We start from the raw sequence: 19,363 nt of genomic DNA on the forward strand, positions 1-19,363 counted from the left end.
GAAATAAAGAAAGCCTCGCGGCATGAACCGCGAGGCTTTGGATTGTATGAAACGAGCGATCTTACGAATGCGCCAGGATCGCCAGCAGCATTAGGGCGATGATGTTGGTGATCTTGATCGCCGGGTTCACGGCAGGGCCTGCCGTGTCCTTGTAGGGATCGCCGACGGTATCGCCCGTCACGGAAGCCTTGTGTGCATCCGAACCCTTATGGTGCGTCGTACCGGAAGCATCCGTGAAGCCGTCCTCGAAGGACTTCTTCGCATTGTCCCAGGCACCGCCGCCGGAGGTCATGGAGATCGCGACGAAGAGACCCGTCACGATCACGCCAAGCAGCATCGCGCCCACGGCCGAGAAGGCCTGCGACTTGCCAGCGACCCACAGGATCACGAAGTAGGTCACGATCGGAGCAAGCACCGGCAGAAGCGAGGGTATGACCATTTCCTTGATCGCGGCGCGGGTGAGCATGTCCACTGCGCGGCCGTAATCGGGACGCTCGGTGCCCTGCATGATACCCGGCTTCTCGCGGAACTGACGGCGCACCTCTTCCACAACCGCGCCTGCCGCGCGACCTACCGCCGTCATGGCGATGCCGCCGAACAGGAACGGGATAAGGCCACCGAACAGGAGTCCGACCACTACGTAAGGATTGGTGAGCGAGAAGTCCGGAGCAACGCCCTGGAAGTACGGATATTGCGCCGCATTCTTCGTGAAGAAGGCGAGATCCGAGGTATAGGCAGCGAAGAGCACGAGAGCGCCGAGGCCCGCAGAACCGATCGCATAGCCCTTCGTCACCGCCTTCGTGGTGTTGCCCACCGCGTCGAGAGCATCCGTGGACTTGCGCACTTCCTTCGGCAGGCCAGCCATTTCGGCAATGCCGCCCGCGTTATCCGTCACCGGGCCGAAGGCATCGAGCGCCACGATCATGCCGGCGAGAGCCAGCATCGCGGTCACGGCGATGGCGATGCCGAAGAGGCCCGCCAGCGTGTAGGCGATGATGATGCCTGCGATGATCACGATGGTCGGCAGCGCCGTCGATTCCAGCGAGACCGCGAGTCCCTGAATCACGTTCGTGCCATGGCCCGTCACCGAGGACTGAGCAATGGAACGCACGGGGCGGAAGCCGACGCCGGTATAGTACTCGGTGATCACGACGATGAAGGCCGTGACCAACAGGCCGATAATGGCGCACCAGAACAGGTCCTGGCCCGTAAACTCGGCACCCGCGATTGGGCCGAAGCCGATCATCTGCCAGGTCACGAGGCCGATCGCGATGGCGGAAAGGATGCCGGTTGCAATCAGGCCCTTGTAGAGCGCGCCCATGATGGACTCGTTCTGACCGAGCTTCACGAAGAAGGTGCCGATGATCGACGTGACGATGCATGCTGCGCCGATAGCGAGCGGATACATCAGCATCGAGTCAAGGATGCCCTGCCCTGCAAAGAAGATCGCAGCCAACACCATGGTGGCGACCACGGTCACCGCGTAGGTCTCGAACAGGTCGGCCGCCATGCCGGCGCAGTCGCCGACATTGTCGCCCACATTGTCGGCAATGGTCGCGGGATTGCGCGGATCGTCTTCGGGGATGCCTGCTTCCACCTTGCCCACAAGGTCGCCGCCGACGTCCGCACCCTTGGTGAAGATGCCGCCGCCGAGACGGGCGAAGATCGAGATCAGGGAAGCGCCGAAGCCGAGAGCCACGAGGCTGTCGATCACCACGCGGTCAGCGGGATTCAAGCCTGCGATGCGGGTGAGATAGCCGTAATAGAGCGCCACGCCTAGAAGCGCGAGGCCAGCTACTAGCATGCCCGTGACTGCGCCTGCCTTGAAGGCCACATCGAGACCGCCGCCGAGGGATTGGGTTGCGGCCTGCGCGGTGCGCACATTGGCGCGAACGGAGACGTTCATGCCGATGAAGCCTGCGACACCCGACAGGATCGCACCGATGGCAAAGCCGATGCCGACACGAAGGCCGAGGAAGTAAGTGATAATGGCAAACAGCACCACGCCCACGATGGCGATGGTCGTATACTGCCTGCGAAGATAGGCTTTCGCGCCTTCGGCAATCGCGCCTGCGATTTCCTGCATGCGCTGCGAACCGGCGTCCCGCTTCATCACGTCGCTGATGGCCCAGAGGCCATACGCAATCGAGAGAAGCCCGCCCAAGATAATAAGGGTGAGTGCCATCATGCCATCCTTGTTATGGGAAAGCAGAAAGCCGGTGCTCAAGGCCTGAATTTTGGCCTTGAAATGGCCTCCACCCCCGCGAAGTATATATTTGGTGGCAAAAAAGAAGGCGCTTCGCAACGATGCTTGGCTTTTAAATCACAGGAAGCCTGTAAGACTTTATGCTGGTACTGCTGCTCGCGCCCTATACTGCCAAGCCAGCAGAAGTAGTGCGACCACGACCGGTGGAAAGACCATCCAGTTCACGGTGTCCCAGCCGCCCGCATTCAAGAGTTTCCCTGAGGAGAAGGACGCGACGGCGACGGAGCCGAAGACCAGAAAATCGTTGGCTGCCTGGACTTTCGTGCGCTCCTCGGGCCGGTAGCAATCGGTGACCATGGCGGTTGCGCCGATGAAGCCGAAGTTCCAGCCGATGCCGAGGATAATGAGCGTTGCCCAGAAATGGGCGATCTCGATACCCGACAGGCCTATAGCCGCCGAAATGGCAATAAGGACCAAGCCCACGGCCGTGACCCGCTCCTTGCCGAAGCGGCTGATCAGGCGTCCAGTGAAGAAGCTGGGGCCGAACATGGCCAGGATGTGCCACTGAATGCCGAGCGCCGCCGCCTCGATGGGAAGGCCGCAGCCCACCATGGCCACGGGAGCAGCTGTCATCAGGAAGCTCATGAGGGAATAGGAAACCAGACCCGCCACGGCCGCCACGATGAATCTGGGTTGCTTTACGATCTCGCTCAAAGGCCTGCCGCCCGATTTGGGAGCCGCACTGACCGGAACGGGGCGCAGAAACGAGACGACCGCCATGGACATGAGAGCCAAGGCCGCCTGCCCGAGGAAAGCGCCAGCGAAGGGCGCGGTTGGAGCGGCATCCCGCAGCCAGATCACCGTCTGCGGCCCTATCACGCCAGCAGCAAGCCCGCCGGTCATCACCCAGGAGATCGCCCGTGCCTTGAAGGATTCTGAGGCCGCATCGGTGGCAGCGAAGCGATAGCTCTGGTTGAACGAGCCATACATGCCAATGATCAGGGTGCCGAGGCAGAAGAGTACGAAGCTGAAAGACGCGATGCCGAAAGCAGCCAAGCACCCGCCGAAGAGACCAATGCCTGCGCCTACCACATAGCCGATGCGCCGCCCTGCCCTGCGCATGAGCATGGCCGCGGGAATGGTACCAATCGCCAAGCCCAGATTGAGCAGACTGACGGGAAGCGTTGCGAGTTCCTTGTTGTCGGCGAGACTTTGACCCACAAGACCGCCGAGAGACACCACGATGGCGGGGCTCGATCCGCCGAGTGCCATAGCAACGGCCAGAACGATGGCGTTGCGCTTGGCGAGTGCGTCAGAAGTGGGAGTATGAACCTGCATCGTAGCGTCTTTCAGAGTTCTTCATCCGAAAGACCGGGATCTCATTCCCTTGAACGACTCGGCCTATGGCGGACATCATGATGCCCACGCTATCGGCCTGTTTCAGCAGGCTGTCGAGCTGATTTTCCGGCACGGTGCAAAGAATTTCGTAATCGTCGCCGCCCGTCACGGCGAGGTCGTAGAGACTAGGTTCGGCCGCGATCGCCGCTTGCACGGCGGACGAAAACGGCACCTTCTCAGCATCGATCTCAGCGGAGACGCCACTCACTCGCATCATCTTGGCAAGATCGCCCGCAAGCCCATCGGACACATCCATGGCCGCATGGGCATGCTCTCGGACAGCGCGCGCCAGCCGATGTCGCGGCTGCGGATGGAGATAGCGGTCGTCGAGATGTGCCTTTTCATCGGGGGATAAGCTATTGGCCCAAGCGGGATCCTTACGCAGCTTCAAGCCCAAGGCCGCATCGCCGATGGTGCCGCTCACGCAAATCACATCACCGGCCTGAGCATTCGTGCGCCGGACCATGCGCCCGGGAGGCACTTCACCGATGGCCGTCACCGAAAGCGTGAGAGCGCCCCTCGCCTTCACCGTATCGCCGCCAAGCAGCGGACAGGTAAAATCGCGCGCGGCCTCTCCGAGCCCTTCGGCAAACTTCGCAAGCCATTCTTCCGTCCAGCCTTCGGGAAGCGCGAGGCTCAAGAGAAAACCTGCGGGATCGGCGCCCTTGGCGGCAAGATCCGACACGTTCACGCCTAGGGCCTTGCGGGCGATGGAGGCGGGTGAATCTTCGGGCAGGAAATGAACCGACTCCACCAGGGCGTCGGTCGTCAGCACGAGATCGTGCCCGGACTTCGGAGAAAAGGAAGCGGCGTCGTCCTTCAGGCCAAGAGCGCCCTCACCCGCCAGCGGCGCGAAAAAACGGGCGATGAGCCCGTCTTCGGTGAGGCGCTGGGAACTCATGGCCTGACCATCCCTGCCATCGGGAGCCTTAACGCTTTGCCTGCCCGGCGGCCTTCTTTTCCAACTCGCCGGGGCGAACGTCGCGGGCGAGCGTATCGAGGACGGCGTTCACGAGGCCGGGCTCGTCCTCGCCGTAGAAGCCGTGGGTCACATCCACGTATTCGGTGATGGCGACGCGAGCAGGCACGTCCTTGCGGAACATCAGCTCATAGCCGCCCGCGCGCAGGATGGCGCGCAGAACAGCCTCGACGCGGCGCAGCGGCCAGCCTTCGTCCAGGGCCTTGTCGATCTTCACGTCGATGGCGCGTTGGTTCTGCACCACGCCCGAGATCACATTGCGGAAGAACTCGATGTCGGACGGCTTGAACTCGATTCCTTCGACCTCGCGGCCGATCCAGAAGGCCTCAAACTCGGCGAGAGCGTCCACGACAGTCTTGCCGGAGAGGTCCATCTGATAGAGGGCCTGGACGGCAGCAAGGCGAGCGGCGGAACGCTCAGCAGGCTTCGTCATGATCAGGCCTCCAGCTTGTTCTTGATGCGCAGGACAGCGAGCGCCGCTTCGACCGCACCCGCCCCCTTATTCAATTCATTCACGCGAGCCCGGGTCCAGGCCTGCTCCTCATTCTCCACGGTCAGGATGCCGTTGGCGAGCGGGATCTTGCGGGCGACCGACAGGTCCATGAGGGCACGGGCGCTCTCGCCTGCCACGATGTCATAATGTCCCGTCTCGCCGCGGATCACGCAGCCGAGCGCCACGACAGCGTCGTAGGGCTTGCCTGCCTTGGCGGCGGCATCGAGGGCAATCGCCACGGTGGCCGGGATTTCGAGAGCGCCGTCGAGGGTCAGCACTTCCATGGTCGCCTGGGCGGCTTCGACCGCGCCTTGCACGCCTCGCAGAAGTTCGTCTGCAATATCGTCATAGAACCGCGCCTCGACGACGAGGATGCGGGCGCCGGGAACGGGCGGGCGGGAACCTTGCGGCTTGGCGGAATGGGAGAGCATGGAGCTTCTTAAAACCTTTGTCATCGTCACCCCTCATCCTGAGGAGCCGCAAAGCGGCGTCTCGAAGGAGGGTCCAGAGAACTCTGGAAGCGCCCTCGTCTTTCGAGACGGCCTGACGGCCTCCTCAGGATGAGGGCTGCGTAGTGGATCCTGGAAAATGTTGGCCGTTCCCTACCCCGCCCGGCGGGCGTCCGCAAGGCGTGCGGCGTAGCGGGCCATGAGATCGACCTCGATATTGAGCTTGTCACCGTCTTTGCGCTCGCCCCAGGTGGTCACGGCGAGCGTGTGCGGGATGATGAGCACGGTAAAGAGATCGCCCTCCACCGAGTTCACGGTGAGCGACGTGCCGTCGAGGCAGACGGAGCCCTTTTCGGCGATGAAGCCCGCCAGATTGGACGGGGCCTTGATGGTGAAGCGGGCCGTTGGCCCCCAAGGGTTATCGCCCGCTGTGATCGCCTCGACCTTTAGGATGGTGGCAAGCCCGTCCACGTGGCCGGTGACGATGTGGCCGCCGAGTTCATCGCCGATCTTGAGCGAGCGCTCCAGGTTGATCTTCGTACCCGTCCTCCACTCGCCGACCGTGGTGCGTTCCAGGGTTTCGGCGGCAGCATCCACATCGAACCAGCAGCCGCCCTCTCGCGGCTCGACCGCCACCACCGTGAGGCACGGACCTCCGCAGGCGATGGATGCGCCGAGCGCAATCGTCGCGGGATCGTAGGACGCGTTGATGCGCAGGCGCTTCAAGGTTCCCTGCGCGCCTTCTGCCGAGACGACCTCGCCGACATCGGTGACGATACCCGTGAACATCAGGGTTTCTCCCAAAACATGAAAAGATCGGGACCGACCTGCTCGTCGGCATAAAGGTTGAGTTCGTCCATGCGATCCTGCAGCGCGAAGCTGAGAGCAGGCACATCGCCCTGCCCGCGCGCTGAACGACCGGTGACGAGGATCAGCTCATCGATCAGATCGGCTTGCGCCAACGCATCCGCCAGACCGGGGCCGCCCTCGCAGAAGATGCGCGTCAGGCCACGCATACCGAGAAGCTGAAGGGCCTCAGGCAAGGATACATGACCAGCCTCGTCCGCAGAGACGCGCAGCACCTCGACGCCTTGGGCGACGAGCGCATGCTCGGCTTCAATGGGCGCGCCGACGCTCGTGACGATCCAGGTCGGGATTTCTCGCGCGCCTGTCACGATGCGAGCGCCCGGCGGCGTGCGCAGATGCGTGTCGATGACGATGCGGATAGGCGAGCAGCTCTCGAGCCCCGGCAGGCGCACGTTCAGCAACGGATCGTCCACCAGTACCGTGCCGACGCCGACCATGATCGCGTCAGCATGTGCGCGCATCAGGTGCACTTTGGCGTTTGCGATCTCTCTCGTGATCATCAGGCGCGGACCTTGTCGCGATCCCGCCAGACCTTCGGTCGTCCGGGCGAGTTTCACGGTGATTGCGGGGCGGCCTTCCGTGACGCGGGTGATATGTCCGCGATGAGCACGACGAGCGAGAGGCCGCAGGCATCCCGCAACAACTTCGATACCCGCAGAACGCACGCGCTCATGGCCAAGACCGGCAACACGCTTGTCCGGATCCTCAATCGCGGAAACGACGCGGGCGAGCCCGGCTTCAACTACGGCATCTGCGCAGGGCGGCGTCTTGCCGTGGTGTGAGCATGGCTCCAGCGAGACATAGAGCGTTGCGCCTTTCGCACGGTCTCCTGCAGCGGCGAGCGCAACGCGCTCCGCATGCGGACGACCGCCTGGCTGGGTCGCACCCTGCGCGATGATGACGGGAGCATCGCCGCTTTCATCCACGATGACAGAGCCGACGGATGGATTGGGCCATGTGAGCCCGAGATTGCGCTCGCCGAGGGCAATGGCGAGGCGCATGAAATGCTCATCCCGCTGTGTTCGGGCGTCGCTCATTGCTCGGACTGCGCGGGCTTCTTCTTCAGGCGAGGAGGCTCTTCCGGCTCTTCCGCCAACTTCTCAAGGATCTCCTCGAAGTCCTTGGCCTCGCGGAAATTTTTGTAGACGGAGGCGAAGCGCACATAGGCGACATCGTCGAGGCCTTTCAGGCCTTCCATGACGAGTTCTCCCACGGTTTCGCTCGGCACATCGCCTTCGCCCATGCTCTCCAGCTGGCGCACGATACCGTTGATCATGCGCTCCACGCGCTCAGGATCGACCGAGCGCTTGCGCAAGGCCACGTCCACCGATTGCTGGAGCTTGTCGCGGTCGAACGGCACGCGTCGTCCAGAACGCTTCACCACAGTCAGCTCGCGCAGCTGCACGCGCTCGAAGGTCGTGAACCGTCCGCCGCAATCCGGGCAGATGCGGCGGCGGCGGATGGAAGAGGAATCGTCCGTCGGCCGGGAGTCCTTCACCTGGGTGTCGAGACTCCCGCAATAGGGACAGCGCATCGGTCAGTCCGAATGTTAAGCGTAGATCGGGAAGCGGCGGGTCAACTCGTGGACGCGGGTCTTCACCGATTCCTCCGTCGCGGCATTGCCCTCTTCGCCGTTCTTGGCGAGACCATCGAGAGCCTCGACGATCAGCTCGCCGACCTTCTTGAACTCGGCGACGCCGAAGCCGCGCGAAGTGGCGGCGGGAGTGCCGAGACGGACGCCGGACGTGACCATCGGCTTCTCAGGATCGAAGGGAACGCCGTTCTTGTTGCAGGTGATGTGCGCACGGCCCAAAGCTGCCTCAGCGGCCTTGCCGGTGAGCTTCTTCGGACGCAGGTCCACCAGCATCAGATGGTTGTCCGTGCCGCCGGCAACGATGGCATAGCCGTTCGCAAGCATCGTGTCGGCCAGCACCTTGGCGTTCTCGACAACCGAGCGGGCATAAAGCTTGAACTCAGGGCGCAGGGCTTCACCGAAGGCTACAGCCTTCGCGGCGATCACGTGCATGAGCGGGCCGCCCTGGAGGCCTGGGAAGATCGCGGAATTGACCTTCTTGGCGATGTCCTCGTCATTGGTGAGGATCATGCCGCCGCGCGGTCCGCGCAGAGTCTTGTGGGTGGTGGTGGTGACCACATGGGCATGGGGGAACGGCGATGGATGCGCGCCGCCTGCCACGAGACCGGCGAAGTGAGCGATGTCGACCATGAAGAACGCGCCGACCTCATCCGCGATCTCGCGGAAGCGTGCGAAATCCCAAAAGCGGGAATAGGCCGAGCCGCCGGCCACGATCACCTTCGGCTTATGGGTGCGGGCGAGTTCCGCCACCTCATCCATGTCGATGATCTGATCGCTCTCGCGGACCTTGTAGCTCACCACGTTGAACCACTTGCCGGACATGTTGACCGGGGAGCCGTGGGTCAGGTGGCCGCCGCAGGCGAGGTCGAGGCCCATGAAGGTGTCGCCCGGCTTCATGAGAGCCATGAACACGGCCTGGTTGGCCTGGGAGCCGGAGTTGGGCTGGACGTTGGCGAACTTGCAGTCGAACAGGCGCTTGGCGCGGTCGATGGCGAGTTCCTCGGCGATGTCAACGAACTGGCAGCCGCCATAGTAGCGGCGGCCCGGATAGCCCTCCGCATACTTGTTGGTCATCACCGAGCCTTGGGCTTCCAGAACGGCGCGGGAGACGATGTTCTCCGAGGCGATCAGCTCGATCTCGTCGCGCTGGCGGCCGAGCTCGAGCCCGATGGCGCGGGCGATCTCGGGATCGCTGTCGGCAAGGCTGGCCGAGAAAAAGCTGTTGGAGAGGTGATTTCTTGCTTCGCTCGCACTCATGATCGTTCTCGCCTTGCTGTGAGCCGGGGTCCCACCGGCTGCTCGTTCTTGAACTGACAGGCCTTTACCATGGGCCGATGGAACCCGCCAACCCGGCTAAGGCATCCCTGCCCGGCTTTTGAAAAGCAACAGCCCGCCGGATGGGCGGGCTGTCATGGGTTAGGCCTGAGGCCTTAGTTCTGGAGGAACATTTCCTCGTCCGGCTCGGTCGGGGTGCGGCTGGCCACCGGGATGGAGGCGCCGAGACCGTCCTTGTTGTAGATGTCGTCGCGGAACTGCACGAGGCCGTCCGGGGTCGCCCAGGCGGTCATGTAGATCCAGTGAATCGGAACCGCAGTCGCCAGACGGGCATCGATGCGCTCGCCGGACTTGAAGGTAGCGTCGATCTGCTCGCGGCTCCAGCCGGGCGTATCCTTCAGAAGCCACTCAATGTAGTCGCGCACGTTCTGGATGCGGATGCATCCCGAGGAGACGAAGCGGAAATCGTCGCCGAAGATGCCCTTGGAGGGCGTGTCGTGCATGTACACGCCATGCTGGTTCGGGATGTTGATGCGCACGAACCCCATGGAGTTCAGTTCGCCGCCCGGATCCTGACGGAAGCGATAGCGGGTCGCCTCGTCCGAGAACCAATTGATCTGGCTGGAGGGGACCTCCTGACCAGCACCATTGAAGATGCGGATGCGGTTCTCGGTCAGGTAGTTCGGCTCCTTCTGCATCTTGGGGATGAGGTCCTTCTTCACCACCGAGGCTGGAGCCGTCCAGAACGGATTGAAGTTGACCTCGACGATCTTCGAGTTCAGCAGGGGCGACTGGCGGTCGGCCTTGCCCACGCCGGCGGCGTGGCGGGTATGGACCATGCCACCCTCCACCGTCTCCACGAGAGCGGCGGGGATGTTGGCGACCGCATAGCGGTTGGGAAGCCCGCCGCCGACAAGGCTACGCAGGCGCGCCACATTGATTTCGAGCTGACGGATGCGGATGTCGACCGGCACGTTCATGGCGGCCACGGTCGGGGACGTCACGGTGCCGGTGGAGCTGATGCCATGGCGAGCCTGGAAGCGGCGGACAGCGGCCTCGACATAGGAGTCGAAGATCGGGGACTCGCCGGCATTCTGGTCGAGGTCGCCCGTAATGATGAGGCGTTGGCGCAGGGCGCCGACGGCGGGGCTCTTGGAGCCCACGCGCAGGCCTTGGACGCCCTGCACCATTCCCCAGCCGCCACGAGCGGCGATGTTGCGGTAGTACTCGATCATCCGCTCAGTCGCGGCGAGAGACTCGGCCGAGAGCATAGGGGTCGAGGTCCGCTGCACGCGGGTGCGGGACACAGCCTCGTAATTCTGCGACCACTCGGCCTGGGTCTGAGCCATGGCCATGGTGGCGGGTGTCAGGACAAGGGCAAGCGATCCGGTCAGGAGGGCACGGCGGGACAGCATGAGCGCAGGCTCTTCTTCAGTTAGTTGTGGGTCGGCTTCGGAAACTGCCGGGATTGGATTAACGAAGGGTATCGAAAACGAAGAACATCGGGGCCGTTTTATGGCAAAATGTTCCTCGATTACGTCTTCGGTCTCCGAAACCGGCTCTATCCACGATGTAACGCTGAACTGTGTTCCCAAGGATACACTTATCCGTGAGGAGCTTGGCCTTAAGCGCATGGCTGAGCTGCGCGGGGCATAGCAAGATCGCTCCGCGTGCAAAATCCTATATTTTATAGGCTTAGCTTACTCTTCCTGAGCCGCCAGCCAGGACACGGCGATATAGACCGCGATCAAGGTCAGGAAGAACAGGATCGTCAGGATTCCGCTGGAGACGATACCCGGGAAGAAAGCCGCGAGAATCAGGTGGCTCATGACGGCGAGCAGCCACATGATTCCGCCCCAGGTACTCGCCATCCAGAGGCCTACGGCGGCGATGAGGTCGATCAGAGCGAAATAGATGATCGTGGCCTGATACCCGGTGGAACGGGCCTCGAACTGCCCAACCGGCGTCCAGATGCCGAGGATCACGGCCCACGAACTCAGGCCCTTCATGATCCAGATGAGCGCCAGCACCCGCATGAACCAGGTGAGGATAAAGCTCCAGCGCATGGCGGCGGGGGCTGGCGGGCGTTCCTCGATCCGGTCGGAGAGATAATCCCGCGGGGCCTCATGCGGCGTGCCGTTATTGACGTTGCGCGCCATCAGGCGATCTCCAGTTCCTGCGGCCCGAGGCTCGCGAAATGACGGTCGATGGCCTCACGGGTGACGGCATCGAGCGATGCCGGGTTCCAGCGTGGCTGGTTGTCCTTGTCGATCAGAACGGCGCGCACGCCTTCGAAGAAGTCCTTGTCCTCGCCGATCCGCGAGACGATGCGGAACTCGGTCTTCATGGCCTCCTCGAAATCGAGGGAGGCGCCACGGCGGACCTGCTCGAAGGCGATACTCATGCTCATGGGCGACTTCGTGCGCATGCCCGCCGCCGTCTTGGCGGCGAAGTCCGAGCCCCTGCTTGCCGCTTCATCAAGGCGCTGAAGCACGGCTGCCACGCTCTCGGCGGAGAAACAGGCATCGATCAAGGCCCGATGTTCGGTGAGCGGCGCCGGACCTGGATCGCTTGCAGCCTTCGCAAGCGCTTCCTCCACCGGCACACCGGCAATCAAGTCTTGGCGCAGCGCCTCGACGGCCTCGCTTTTCACGGCGTGGGTCGCAAGGCCAAGCATGAGGGCGTCAGCCTGCTTCACCCGTTCGCCGGTGAGCGCGAGATACATACCGAATGAACCCGGTAGTCGCGGCAGGGCATAGGTTGCGCCCACATCGGGGAAGAAGCCGATGCCGACTTCCGGCATGGCAAACAGGTAGCGCTCACCCGCGACCCGGTGCGACCCGTGCAGAGACACGCCGACGCCGCCGCCCATGACGATGCCGTCGATGAGGGAGATATAGGGTTTAGGATAGCGCTTGATGGCAATGTTGAGCTGGTACTCCTCGCGCCAGAACGCGAGTGCCTCATCGCGCTCTCCAGCTTGAAGGAGTTCGGTGAGGCGGCGGATGTCGCCTCCGGCGCAGAAGGCCTTCTCGCCCGCGCCCTGCACGACGATGCGGGTCACTGCAGGGTCGCGTGCCCAGGCGCCGAGAGCCCGGCGCATCTCGCGCACCATAGTCAGCGTCAAGGCATTGAGGGCGCGCGGACGGTTGAGGGTGATGATTCCAGCCTCACCCTGTTTCTCGCAAATGACTTCCGCGGTCTCGTCCATGGGGCGCTTCCCTTAGCTGTGCCTGTTTTCCGGATTAAGCAGGCACACGATTACCGTCAATGCATGGCTGCCCTGAGCCCGTTTTCCCTCGGGAATGCCCCGGATGCGACCTCGGACCCTTTTTTAGAGCGATTTAAATGTGCTAACCGTCTCCCACGCGCTGGCGCATCGAAGCCGGTGCCGGATGAGGATCATGTCGAAACTGTCGCCGTTCCCCCGCCCCGCAGCACAAGAAGCCGTTTCTTCTCTCAACCTGTCCCACCGCCCGCGACGCAATCGCAAGGCGGAATGGTCCAGGCGGCTGGTGCGCGAGAACGTGCTGACAACGAACGACCTGATCTGGCCGCTCTTCGTGGTGGAAGGCGCAAGTGGCCGCCAGCCGGTCGCCTCCATGCCGGGTGTCGAGCGCCTGACCATCGCCGAGGTTGTGAAGGAGGCCGAGCGCGCCGCCCTGCTGAACATCCCCGCCATCGCTCTCTTTCCCTATACCGACCCTGCCCTTCGCGACCCGACTGGTTCGGAGTCCCTCAACCCGCGCAACCTCGTCAACCGGGCGGTGCGCGAGATCAAGCGAGCGGTGCCGCAGATTGGCGTGATCACCGACATCGCCCTCGATCCCTATACCAGCCACGGCCATGACGGCGTCATGGATGGCGAGCGCATTCTCAACGACGAGACCGTGGCGCTGCTCGCCAAGCAGGCCGTGCTGCAAGCAGAAGCGGGCTCAGACGTCATCGCCCCGTCCGACATGATGGACGGGCGCGTGGCCGCGATCCGCGAGGCGCTCGATGCGGCCGGCTTCCTCGACGTGCAGATCATGGCTTACGCGGCGAAATATGCATCCGCGTTCTACGGCCCGTTCCGCGACGCCATCGGCACCAATGCAACCCTCGTCGGCGACAAGCGCACGTACCAGATGGACCCCGCCAACACGGACGAAGCCTTGCGTGAGGTCGCCCTCGATCTCAAGGAAGGCGCGGACATGATCATGGTCAAGCCGGGGATGCCCTATCTCGATATCGTGCAGCGGGTGAAGGAGACCTTCGCCGTTCCGACCTTCGCCTATCAGGTCTCCGGTGAATATGCGATGATCCAGGCCGCCTCTCAGAACGGCTGGATCGACGGAGACCGCGCCATGATGGAAAGCCTGCTCGCCTTCAAGCGCGCCGGAGCCGACGGTATCCTCACCTATTTCGCGCCGCGTGTGGCGGAAAAGCTGAAGGCTCAAGCCTGACCACCGCTCAAGCCCGCATATGAAGAGGACAGGCCTTCTGAAGACATGGCGACGGATCGCCTGTCTTGTGGGCCTGTTCTTTCTTGCGGCATGCGGCTTGTCCATCGATGCGGATCAGGCGCGGGTGTGCCGATCCACCCTTCCCGCGCTCAATCCCGGTGCCGCGATCACCGTCCAGCGCATCCAGGACGGGCCTGCTCCCCGCAGCCTGAAGGTGCTCTACACGGCGCAAAATCCGGATCGTCCGCCGCTCGACCGCACCATTATCTGCACCTTCGCCGCCGAGGGCCTTTCGCTCAATAAGGCGGAATTGACGGGCCTTGCCACCGAGGAAGGGCCGGTCTCGGGCGCCAGCCTCTACATGCTCAAGCACTACTATCTCGAAACGCCAGAAGGGGTGGCGGCCGATCCCGGCAGCCCCTCCCACGCGGCGGCGGACATCGAGCTTCCCTCCGCCGTCGCCTATTGGCTGCAGCAGATCCTGGTCAGCCTACCGCGCACGGCGATCTATGCCCTTCTTTCCGTTTCCTTCGCCCTGGTGTTCGGCCTGAGCGGACGGGTCAACCTCGCCTTCGGTGAGCTTGCAGCCGTAGGTTCGGCGGCGACGATTGCGGGAACGGCTGTCGTCTTGGCTTCAGGCTTGGACGCCCCGCTTCTCGGCATCGCGGCAGGGCTCGCTGGCGCGCTGTTTGCCGGTGCGATGCACAGTGCCGTCGGCGGCTACTTCACCATCAGCCGCATCACCACCGCTAGTTCCCAACCGAGCCTCATCGCAACGGTCGGGCTGTCGCTCGCCCTGATGGAATACTTGCGCCTCGTGCAAAGCCCCGTGACGATCTGGCTGCCGCCGATCTGGGCTGAGACATGGCCTCTCGCGCGCTCCGATGATTTCGTGGTCAGCCTCACGCCGATCAGCCTGATAACGGCGAGCATCGGCCTGATCGCTGCTTTGGGCCTCCTGTGGTTGATGAAGGCAACGGATTTCGGGCGTGCGTGGCGGGCCTGCGCCGACGATGCGCGTGCGGCGGCCCTGATGGGCGTCAACGGCCCTCGTCTTCTCATCCAAACCCTCGCGCTGGCAGGCGCCATGGCGGGTCTCTCGGGCATGCTGATCGTCGTTCAATATGGGGGCTTGGGTTTTGCAGGAGGTTTCCAATATGGCCTCAAGGCGCTGATCGGCGCGATCATCGGCGGCATCGGCTCCGTGCCCGGCGCCCTGTTAGGAGGTTTCATTATTGGGTTGTTCGAGACCATCTGGTCGGCTTATCTACCGATCGAAGGGCGGGACGTGGCGCTCTATGCCGCGCTCGTCGTGTTTCTGATCTTTAGGCCCGGCGGATTGCTGGGATTTCAAGAGACGACGCCAAGACCCGTTTAAGGGCTATATAAGAATACCGGAGGAACCCGTGGCCGATTATGCCATCACTCTTCAGGACGTGGAACGCGCAGCCAGCACCATCCATGGTCAGGTGCTGCGCACGCCCCTCGTGCCTGCGCCGCGCCTGTCCCAGATCACCGGCGCCACTGTCTGCGTGAAGCACGAGAACATGCAGCCCACCGGCTCCTTCAAGGAGCGCGGCGCGGTGAACAAGCTGGAGAGCCTGACGCCCGAGGAGCGGCAGCGTGGCGTGATCGCCATGTCGGCGGGCAATCATGCGCAGGCCGTGGCCTATCATGCGCGTCGCCTCGGCATTCCTGCCGTCATCGTGATGCCGGAAAGCGCCCCCCTGGTAAAGGCCGAGAACACCCGCTCCTATGGCGCACGCGTGGTGCTGTTCGGCGAGACCCTTTACGAATCCGCAGCCAAGGCGCGGGAGATCGCCGAAGCCGAGGGTCTCGTCTTCGTCCACCCTTACGACGACCCGAAGGTCATGGCGGGCCAGGGCACCATCGCTATGGAAATGCTGGCGGATGCTCCCGATCTCGATCAAATCCTCGTGCCCATCGGCGGCGGCGGCCTGATCTCCGGTATCACAATTGCCGCGAAAGCTCTGAAACCTTCAATCGAAATTATCGGTGTGGAGGCCGCGCTCTATCCGTCCTTCACCAATGCCATCAAAGGCGAGGACCGGCCCATCGGTGGCGCGACTTTGGCCGAGGGCATCGCGGTGAAGACCGTGGGCCAGCTGCCACTTCCTATCGTGCGCGATCTCGTGTCCGACATCATCGCGGTCGAGGAGCCGCTGATCGAGCGCGCGGTCAACGCCTATGCCACCCTGCAGCGGACCATGGCCGAGGGCGCGGGCGCTGCCGGGCTCGCTGCCATGCTCGCCGAGCCGATGCGCTTCGAGGGCAAGCGAGTGGGATTGGTGCTCTGCGGCGGCAATATCGACGCCCGCATCCTCGCCTCCGTCATGGTGCGAGAGCTCGAACGCGACGACCGCATCGCCTCCTTCCGCATCACCTCTCACGACAGGCCTGGACTCCTGGGCCGCGTGGCGACCCTTCTAGGCAGTCTTGGGGCCAATATTCTCGAAGTTTCCCACGGCCGTCTCTTCCTCGACGTGCCCGCCAAAGGCGTTTCCATCGACATCACTATCGAAACCCGCGACAGAGTACATACATTGGAGGTGTTCGACGCCCTGAAGGCGGAGGGGCTCGCGCCGCAGCGGATCGATTCCCGCGGTATGTCCGAGACCGCCTATTGAGGATTTGAGACCATGGTCAACCGGCCCTACCCGCCGACCATCGACTACAACACCTATCCGGTCGATGCCCGCATGACGGAAGGCGTCATCGCCCGCCGGTTCTGGGCCTATCTCATCGACCTCCTGGTGATCGCGCTTTGGGTCGTGCTGATCTCCATCGGCATCTTCTTCTTGGGGCTCATCACCCTCGGCCTCGGCTGGGGCCTGTTCTTCGCCCTGCCGCTGACCGCGCTGATCTTCATCGTCTACAACGCGGTGACCATCGGCGGCAGCAGCCAGGCGACCGTCGGCATGCGCACCATGGGGCTTCGCGTCATCGATCCGTCCACGGGCCGGGGCGCCTCCATGCTGTCAGCCGCCGTGCACGCGCTGTTCTTCTACGTCGCGATCTCGACCTTCCTGCTCTGGGCCTGCGATGTGCTCGTTGGTTTCTTCCGCAACGACGGACGCTTCATCCGCGACCTGCTCACGGGTATGATGGTCGTGCGCGCGGACTGACGAGGCTGCGACATCCGTCACTCTTTCCCTGGACGGAGCGGGCACCAATGTTATCCTTGAGCGTTGATTCAGCGCTCAAGGTTTCTCCACAAGGCTTTCCGGCTTGACGAGTCACTCCCGCGACGCACCGCAGTTCTACCTCACTTCGCCCTCCGCATGCCCCTATCTGCCGGGCAAGGAAGAGCGGAAAGTCTTCACGCATATCATCGGACGGCGCGGACGCGAGCTGAACGAGATTCTCACCCAAGGCGGCTTCCGCCGCTCCCAGACGATTGCCTACCGGCCCGCCTGCGACACCTGCCGCGCCTGCGTGTCCGTGCGCGTCCTTGCCGACGAGTTCAAACCTTCGGAAAACCTGAAGCGCGTTTTGAAGACCAATACCGATCTGATCGGCAATGAGCTTCCGAACCGTCCTACTTCCGAGCAGTACGCGCTCTTCCGCCGTTACGTGGATGCGCGCCACGCCGATGGCGGCATGGCAGATATGTCGGTCCTGGACTACTCCATGATGGTTGAGGACAGCCACGTGGACACGCTGCTGATCGAGTATCGCCGCCGCGGCATCGACAGCGGCATCACCGGGAGGGGCGAAGGCGACCTCATCGCCGTCAGCCTGATGGACGTGATGAGCGACGGGCTGTCGATGGTCTATTCCTTCTTCGATCCGGAGCAGCATGCCAGAAGCCTCGGCACTTATATGATACTCGATCACATCCGCCGCGCGAAGGCGATGGGCCTGCCTTATCTCTATCTCGGCTACTGGGTCGAGGGCTCGAAGAAGATGGGCTACAAGGCCCGTTTCACGCCCCAGGAGCGCCTGGGCGCTCACGGATGGGTCCGCGTGGGATAAATCTCATTCATCGACGCGCAAAAACGAAAGGCCCGGCAAAACGCCGGGCCTTCGCATGAAGACACCTAAAGGTGGCTTGATCGCTTTTAGAAGCGCACGCCGAGGCCGATGGACACCACCGGGAAGATATCGAGATCATCGAGCTTGTTCTCGATGTCACGACGCTCGGCGTCGAGGTCAGCGCCGATCATGGAGCAGGCCGGACCGGTGCAGGTGAGGCTCGTGTTGGCATCACCCTGGAACATCGCGCCTGCCTCAACGGACAGGATGACATTCTTCGAGCCGAAGACCGGACCGCGCCAGCCGAGGCCGAGGTAAGGAGCCACTTCGTTGAAATCGACCTTGCCGTTGAGCTGGCCGATCTGAGCCGGCGTGTAAACGTCGTTGCCGATGGTCACGGGGCCCATGGGGTTCGCCTGAACCTCAACGTTGTTGCCATTGAGGCGCAGACCGCCGCTCAGGAAGAAGCCGTTGCTGAACGGGAAGATGTCGGCCATCAGGCCCACGGACAGGAGCGTGCCGTCACCCTGATAGCGGATGCCGCCAGCGGTGAAATCACGCGACAGCGAGTAGTAGTTCACGCCTGCGCGCAGAGCGAACATGTCCCAGCGGTAACCGGCTTCGACGCCAATACCGAGCGTGCTGATCTGCGGGGTGATGAAGAAGCCCGAGAGGGTGTTCTCGACAACCGGCATGACCGGAGCAACTGAACGGTTCGGCAGATCGGCAGCCATGGCAACGGAGGTCAGGCCCAGCAGAGCGACGGAGGAGAGCAGAATTTTTTTCATTGAGATTCGTTCCGAGAAGAAAACCAAACTGGCTGCCATGTTGCACAAGGGCGTACGAGATAATGTAACATTTTTATCACGAACCCCAACGACATGCTTGTTGCTTTGAGATGACAACAACTCAAGCCTGAGCGCCCCCGCGTCCATGCACGCCCTGAGGTTGCATGGACGTGGGGACCGACGGGACAGACCTCACCTAAGTGATCGCCCATTTGCCTGCAGCGGGCGCGACAACCCCGCTTGGCCTCCCATCGCACGGCTATCCCATCAACACATAAGGATGCGTCCAGCCCGGCACGGCGCGGATACGGTTGAGCCATGCGGTCACGTGGGGCCATTGGCTGTAGTCGAGACCCGCCTGCTCAGGCCAGAAGAGATAACTACAGCAGGCGATATCGGCGATGGAGATCGTCGAGCCGAGCAGGAATGTATCCTTGCCGCGAAATTCCTCATCGAGCCGATCGAGATCGGCACGGGCGCGTGCTTCGAGCCAGGCAATCACGTCGGGCGGCGTATTACGCGTGAAGCGTCGTGCGAAGCGGAGGTTGGAGATGGAGAAGGTGATCCGGTTCGCTTCCCAGAACATCCACTCCATCGTGCGGTCGGGATCACACTCGCCGCGTAACTGCCCGGTGGTTCGCGCGAGATGCATGAGGATCGCGTTCGACTGAACGAGCGCCTCGCCATTCGTGACGAGAACCGGCACCTCGCCGAAACGGCTGACCTCCCGAAAATCGGGAGGCCTGTTGTTGCGTTCGATCGTGAGATCGATGGGGCGATACTCGTGCTCTAATTCTAGAAGCGTGAGAGCCAGTCTTACCTTGTAGGAGTGACCCGACTCCCTGTTCCCGTAGAGCACGAGGCTCGGCATTT

At 62.9% G+C, this 19,363-nt stretch carries 19 protein-coding genes; 5 read left to right on the forward strand and 14 right to left on the reverse strand.

The features are described from left to right. Window positions 1-61: 61 nt before the first annotated feature. The 12 genes from MHY87_RS13595 to MHY87_RS13650 all read right to left on the reverse strand — a co-directional run bounded on the left by MHY87_RS13595 (window position 62) and on the right by MHY87_RS13650 (window position 12,472). Complete coding sequence (locus tag MHY87_RS13595) at window positions 62-2,188, reverse strand: sodium-translocating pyrophosphatase (protein WP_239352475.1); 2,127 nt, start codon at window positions 2,186-2,188, stop codon at window positions 62-64. Window positions 2,189-2,344: 156 nt separating this feature from the next. Beyond that, window positions 2,345-3,544 (reverse strand): MFS transporter, encoded by a 1,200-nt coding sequence (locus tag MHY87_RS13600; RefSeq protein WP_239352477.1) that lies wholly within the window; start codon window positions 3,542-3,544, stop codon window positions 2,345-2,347. Further along, window positions 3,519-4,505, reverse strand: coding sequence for a thiamine-phosphate kinase (thiL, locus tag MHY87_RS13605; protein ID WP_239352479.1), 987 nt, complete (start codon window positions 4,503-4,505; stop codon window positions 3,519-3,521). The genes MHY87_RS13600 and thiL overlap by 26 nt, the downstream gene beginning before the upstream one ends. Before the next feature lie 28 nt (window positions 4,506-4,533). After that, window positions 4,534-5,016 carry a transcription antitermination factor NusB gene (nusB, locus tag MHY87_RS13610; protein WP_239352481.1) on the reverse strand — a complete coding sequence of 161 codons (483 nt, stop codon included), beginning with the start codon at window positions 5,014-5,016 and terminating at the stop codon, window positions 4,534-4,536. Window positions 5,017-5,018: 2 nt separating this feature from the next. After that, window positions 5,019-5,507 (reverse strand): 6,7-dimethyl-8-ribityllumazine synthase, encoded by a 489-nt coding sequence (ribH, locus tag MHY87_RS13615; protein ID WP_239352728.1) that lies wholly within the window; start codon window positions 5,505-5,507, stop codon window positions 5,019-5,021. Between the two features lie 171 nt (window positions 5,508-5,678). Next, entirely contained in the window at window positions 5,679-6,314 is a 636-nt protein-coding gene (locus MHY87_RS13620; RefSeq protein ID WP_239352482.1) for a riboflavin synthase, read from the reverse strand. After that, window positions 6,314-7,429 (reverse strand): bifunctional diaminohydroxyphosphoribosylaminopyrimidine deaminase/5-amino-6-(5-phosphoribosylamino)uracil reductase RibD, encoded by a 1,116-nt coding sequence (gene ribD, locus MHY87_RS13625; RefSeq protein WP_255726600.1) that lies wholly within the window; start codon window positions 7,427-7,429, stop codon window positions 6,314-6,316. The genes MHY87_RS13620 and ribD overlap by 1 nt, the downstream gene beginning before the upstream one ends. Next, the gene (gene nrdR / locus MHY87_RS13630; RefSeq protein WP_239352484.1) at window positions 7,426-7,926 is read right to left on the reverse strand and encodes a transcriptional regulator NrdR; all 501 of its coding nucleotides are present in this window, start codon (window positions 7,924-7,926) and stop codon (window positions 7,426-7,428) included. Before nrdR ends, ribD begins: the two co-directional genes overlap by 4 nt. A gap of 15 nt (window positions 7,927-7,941) precedes the next feature. Then, complete coding sequence (gene glyA, locus MHY87_RS13635) at window positions 7,942-9,243, reverse strand: serine hydroxymethyltransferase (protein WP_239352485.1); 1,302 nt, start codon at window positions 9,241-9,243, stop codon at window positions 7,942-7,944. A gap of 173 nt (window positions 9,244-9,416) precedes the next feature. Next, on the reverse strand, window positions 9,417-10,676 hold the full coding sequence (locus MHY87_RS13640) for a murein L,D-transpeptidase (protein WP_239352486.1): 1,260 nt from the start codon (window positions 10,674-10,676) through the stop codon (window positions 9,417-9,419). Between the two features lie 285 nt (window positions 10,677-10,961). After that, entirely contained in the window at window positions 10,962-11,420 is a 459-nt protein-coding gene (locus tag MHY87_RS13645; RefSeq protein ID WP_239352487.1) for a DUF6163 family protein, read from the reverse strand. Continuing rightward, window positions 11,420-12,472, reverse strand: coding sequence for an enoyl-CoA hydratase/isomerase family protein (locus MHY87_RS13650; RefSeq protein WP_239352488.1), 1,053 nt, complete (start codon window positions 12,470-12,472; stop codon window positions 11,420-11,422). The genes MHY87_RS13645 and MHY87_RS13650 overlap by 1 nt, the downstream gene beginning before the upstream one ends. Window positions 12,473-12,665: 193 nt before the next feature. Here MHY87_RS13650 and hemB point away from each other — a divergent pair, with 193 nt between their 5' ends. The 5 genes from hemB to MHY87_RS13675 all read left to right on the forward strand — a co-directional run bounded on the left by hemB (window position 12,666) and on the right by MHY87_RS13675 (window position 17,702). Further along, on the forward strand, window positions 12,666-13,706 hold the full coding sequence (hemB, locus tag MHY87_RS13655; protein ID WP_239352489.1) for a porphobilinogen synthase: 1,041 nt from the start codon (window positions 12,666-12,668) through the stop codon (window positions 13,704-13,706). Between the two features lie 19 nt (window positions 13,707-13,725). Then, window positions 13,726-15,084 carry a branched-chain amino acid ABC transporter permease gene (locus MHY87_RS13660; RefSeq protein ID WP_239352491.1) on the forward strand — a complete coding sequence of 453 codons (1,359 nt, stop codon included), beginning with the start codon at window positions 13,726-13,728 and terminating at the stop codon, window positions 15,082-15,084. A 28-nt stretch (window positions 15,085-15,112) separates the two neighbouring features. After that, window positions 15,113-16,354, forward strand: coding sequence for a threonine ammonia-lyase (locus MHY87_RS13665; RefSeq protein WP_239352493.1), 1,242 nt, complete (start codon window positions 15,113-15,115; stop codon window positions 16,352-16,354). Between the two features lie 12 nt (window positions 16,355-16,366). Then, window positions 16,367-16,852: an RDD family protein gene (locus MHY87_RS13670; RefSeq protein ID WP_239352495.1), complete on the forward strand. Its 486-nt coding sequence runs from the start codon at window positions 16,367-16,369 to the stop codon at window positions 16,850-16,852. Window positions 16,853-16,955: 103 nt separating this feature from the next. Next, on the forward strand, window positions 16,956-17,702 hold the full coding sequence (locus MHY87_RS13675; protein ID WP_239352497.1) for an arginyltransferase: 747 nt from the start codon (window positions 16,956-16,958) through the stop codon (window positions 17,700-17,702). Window positions 17,703-17,788: 86 nt separating this feature from the next. Here MHY87_RS13675 and MHY87_RS13680 read toward each other — a convergent pair whose 3' ends face one another. Then, complete coding sequence (locus tag MHY87_RS13680; protein ID WP_239352499.1) at window positions 17,789-18,490, reverse strand: hypothetical protein; 702 nt, start codon at window positions 18,488-18,490, stop codon at window positions 17,789-17,791. A 259-nt stretch (window positions 18,491-18,749) separates the two neighbouring features. Then, entirely contained in the window at window positions 18,750-19,361 is a 612-nt protein-coding gene (locus tag MHY87_RS13685) for a glutathione S-transferase family protein (protein ID WP_239352501.1), read from the reverse strand. Between the last annotated feature and the right edge of the window lie 2 nt (window positions 19,362-19,363).

The organism is Microvirga sp. ACRRW, from assembly GCF_022346925.1.
Taxonomy (GTDB): Bacteria; Pseudomonadota; Alphaproteobacteria; order Rhizobiales; family Beijerinckiaceae; genus Microvirga.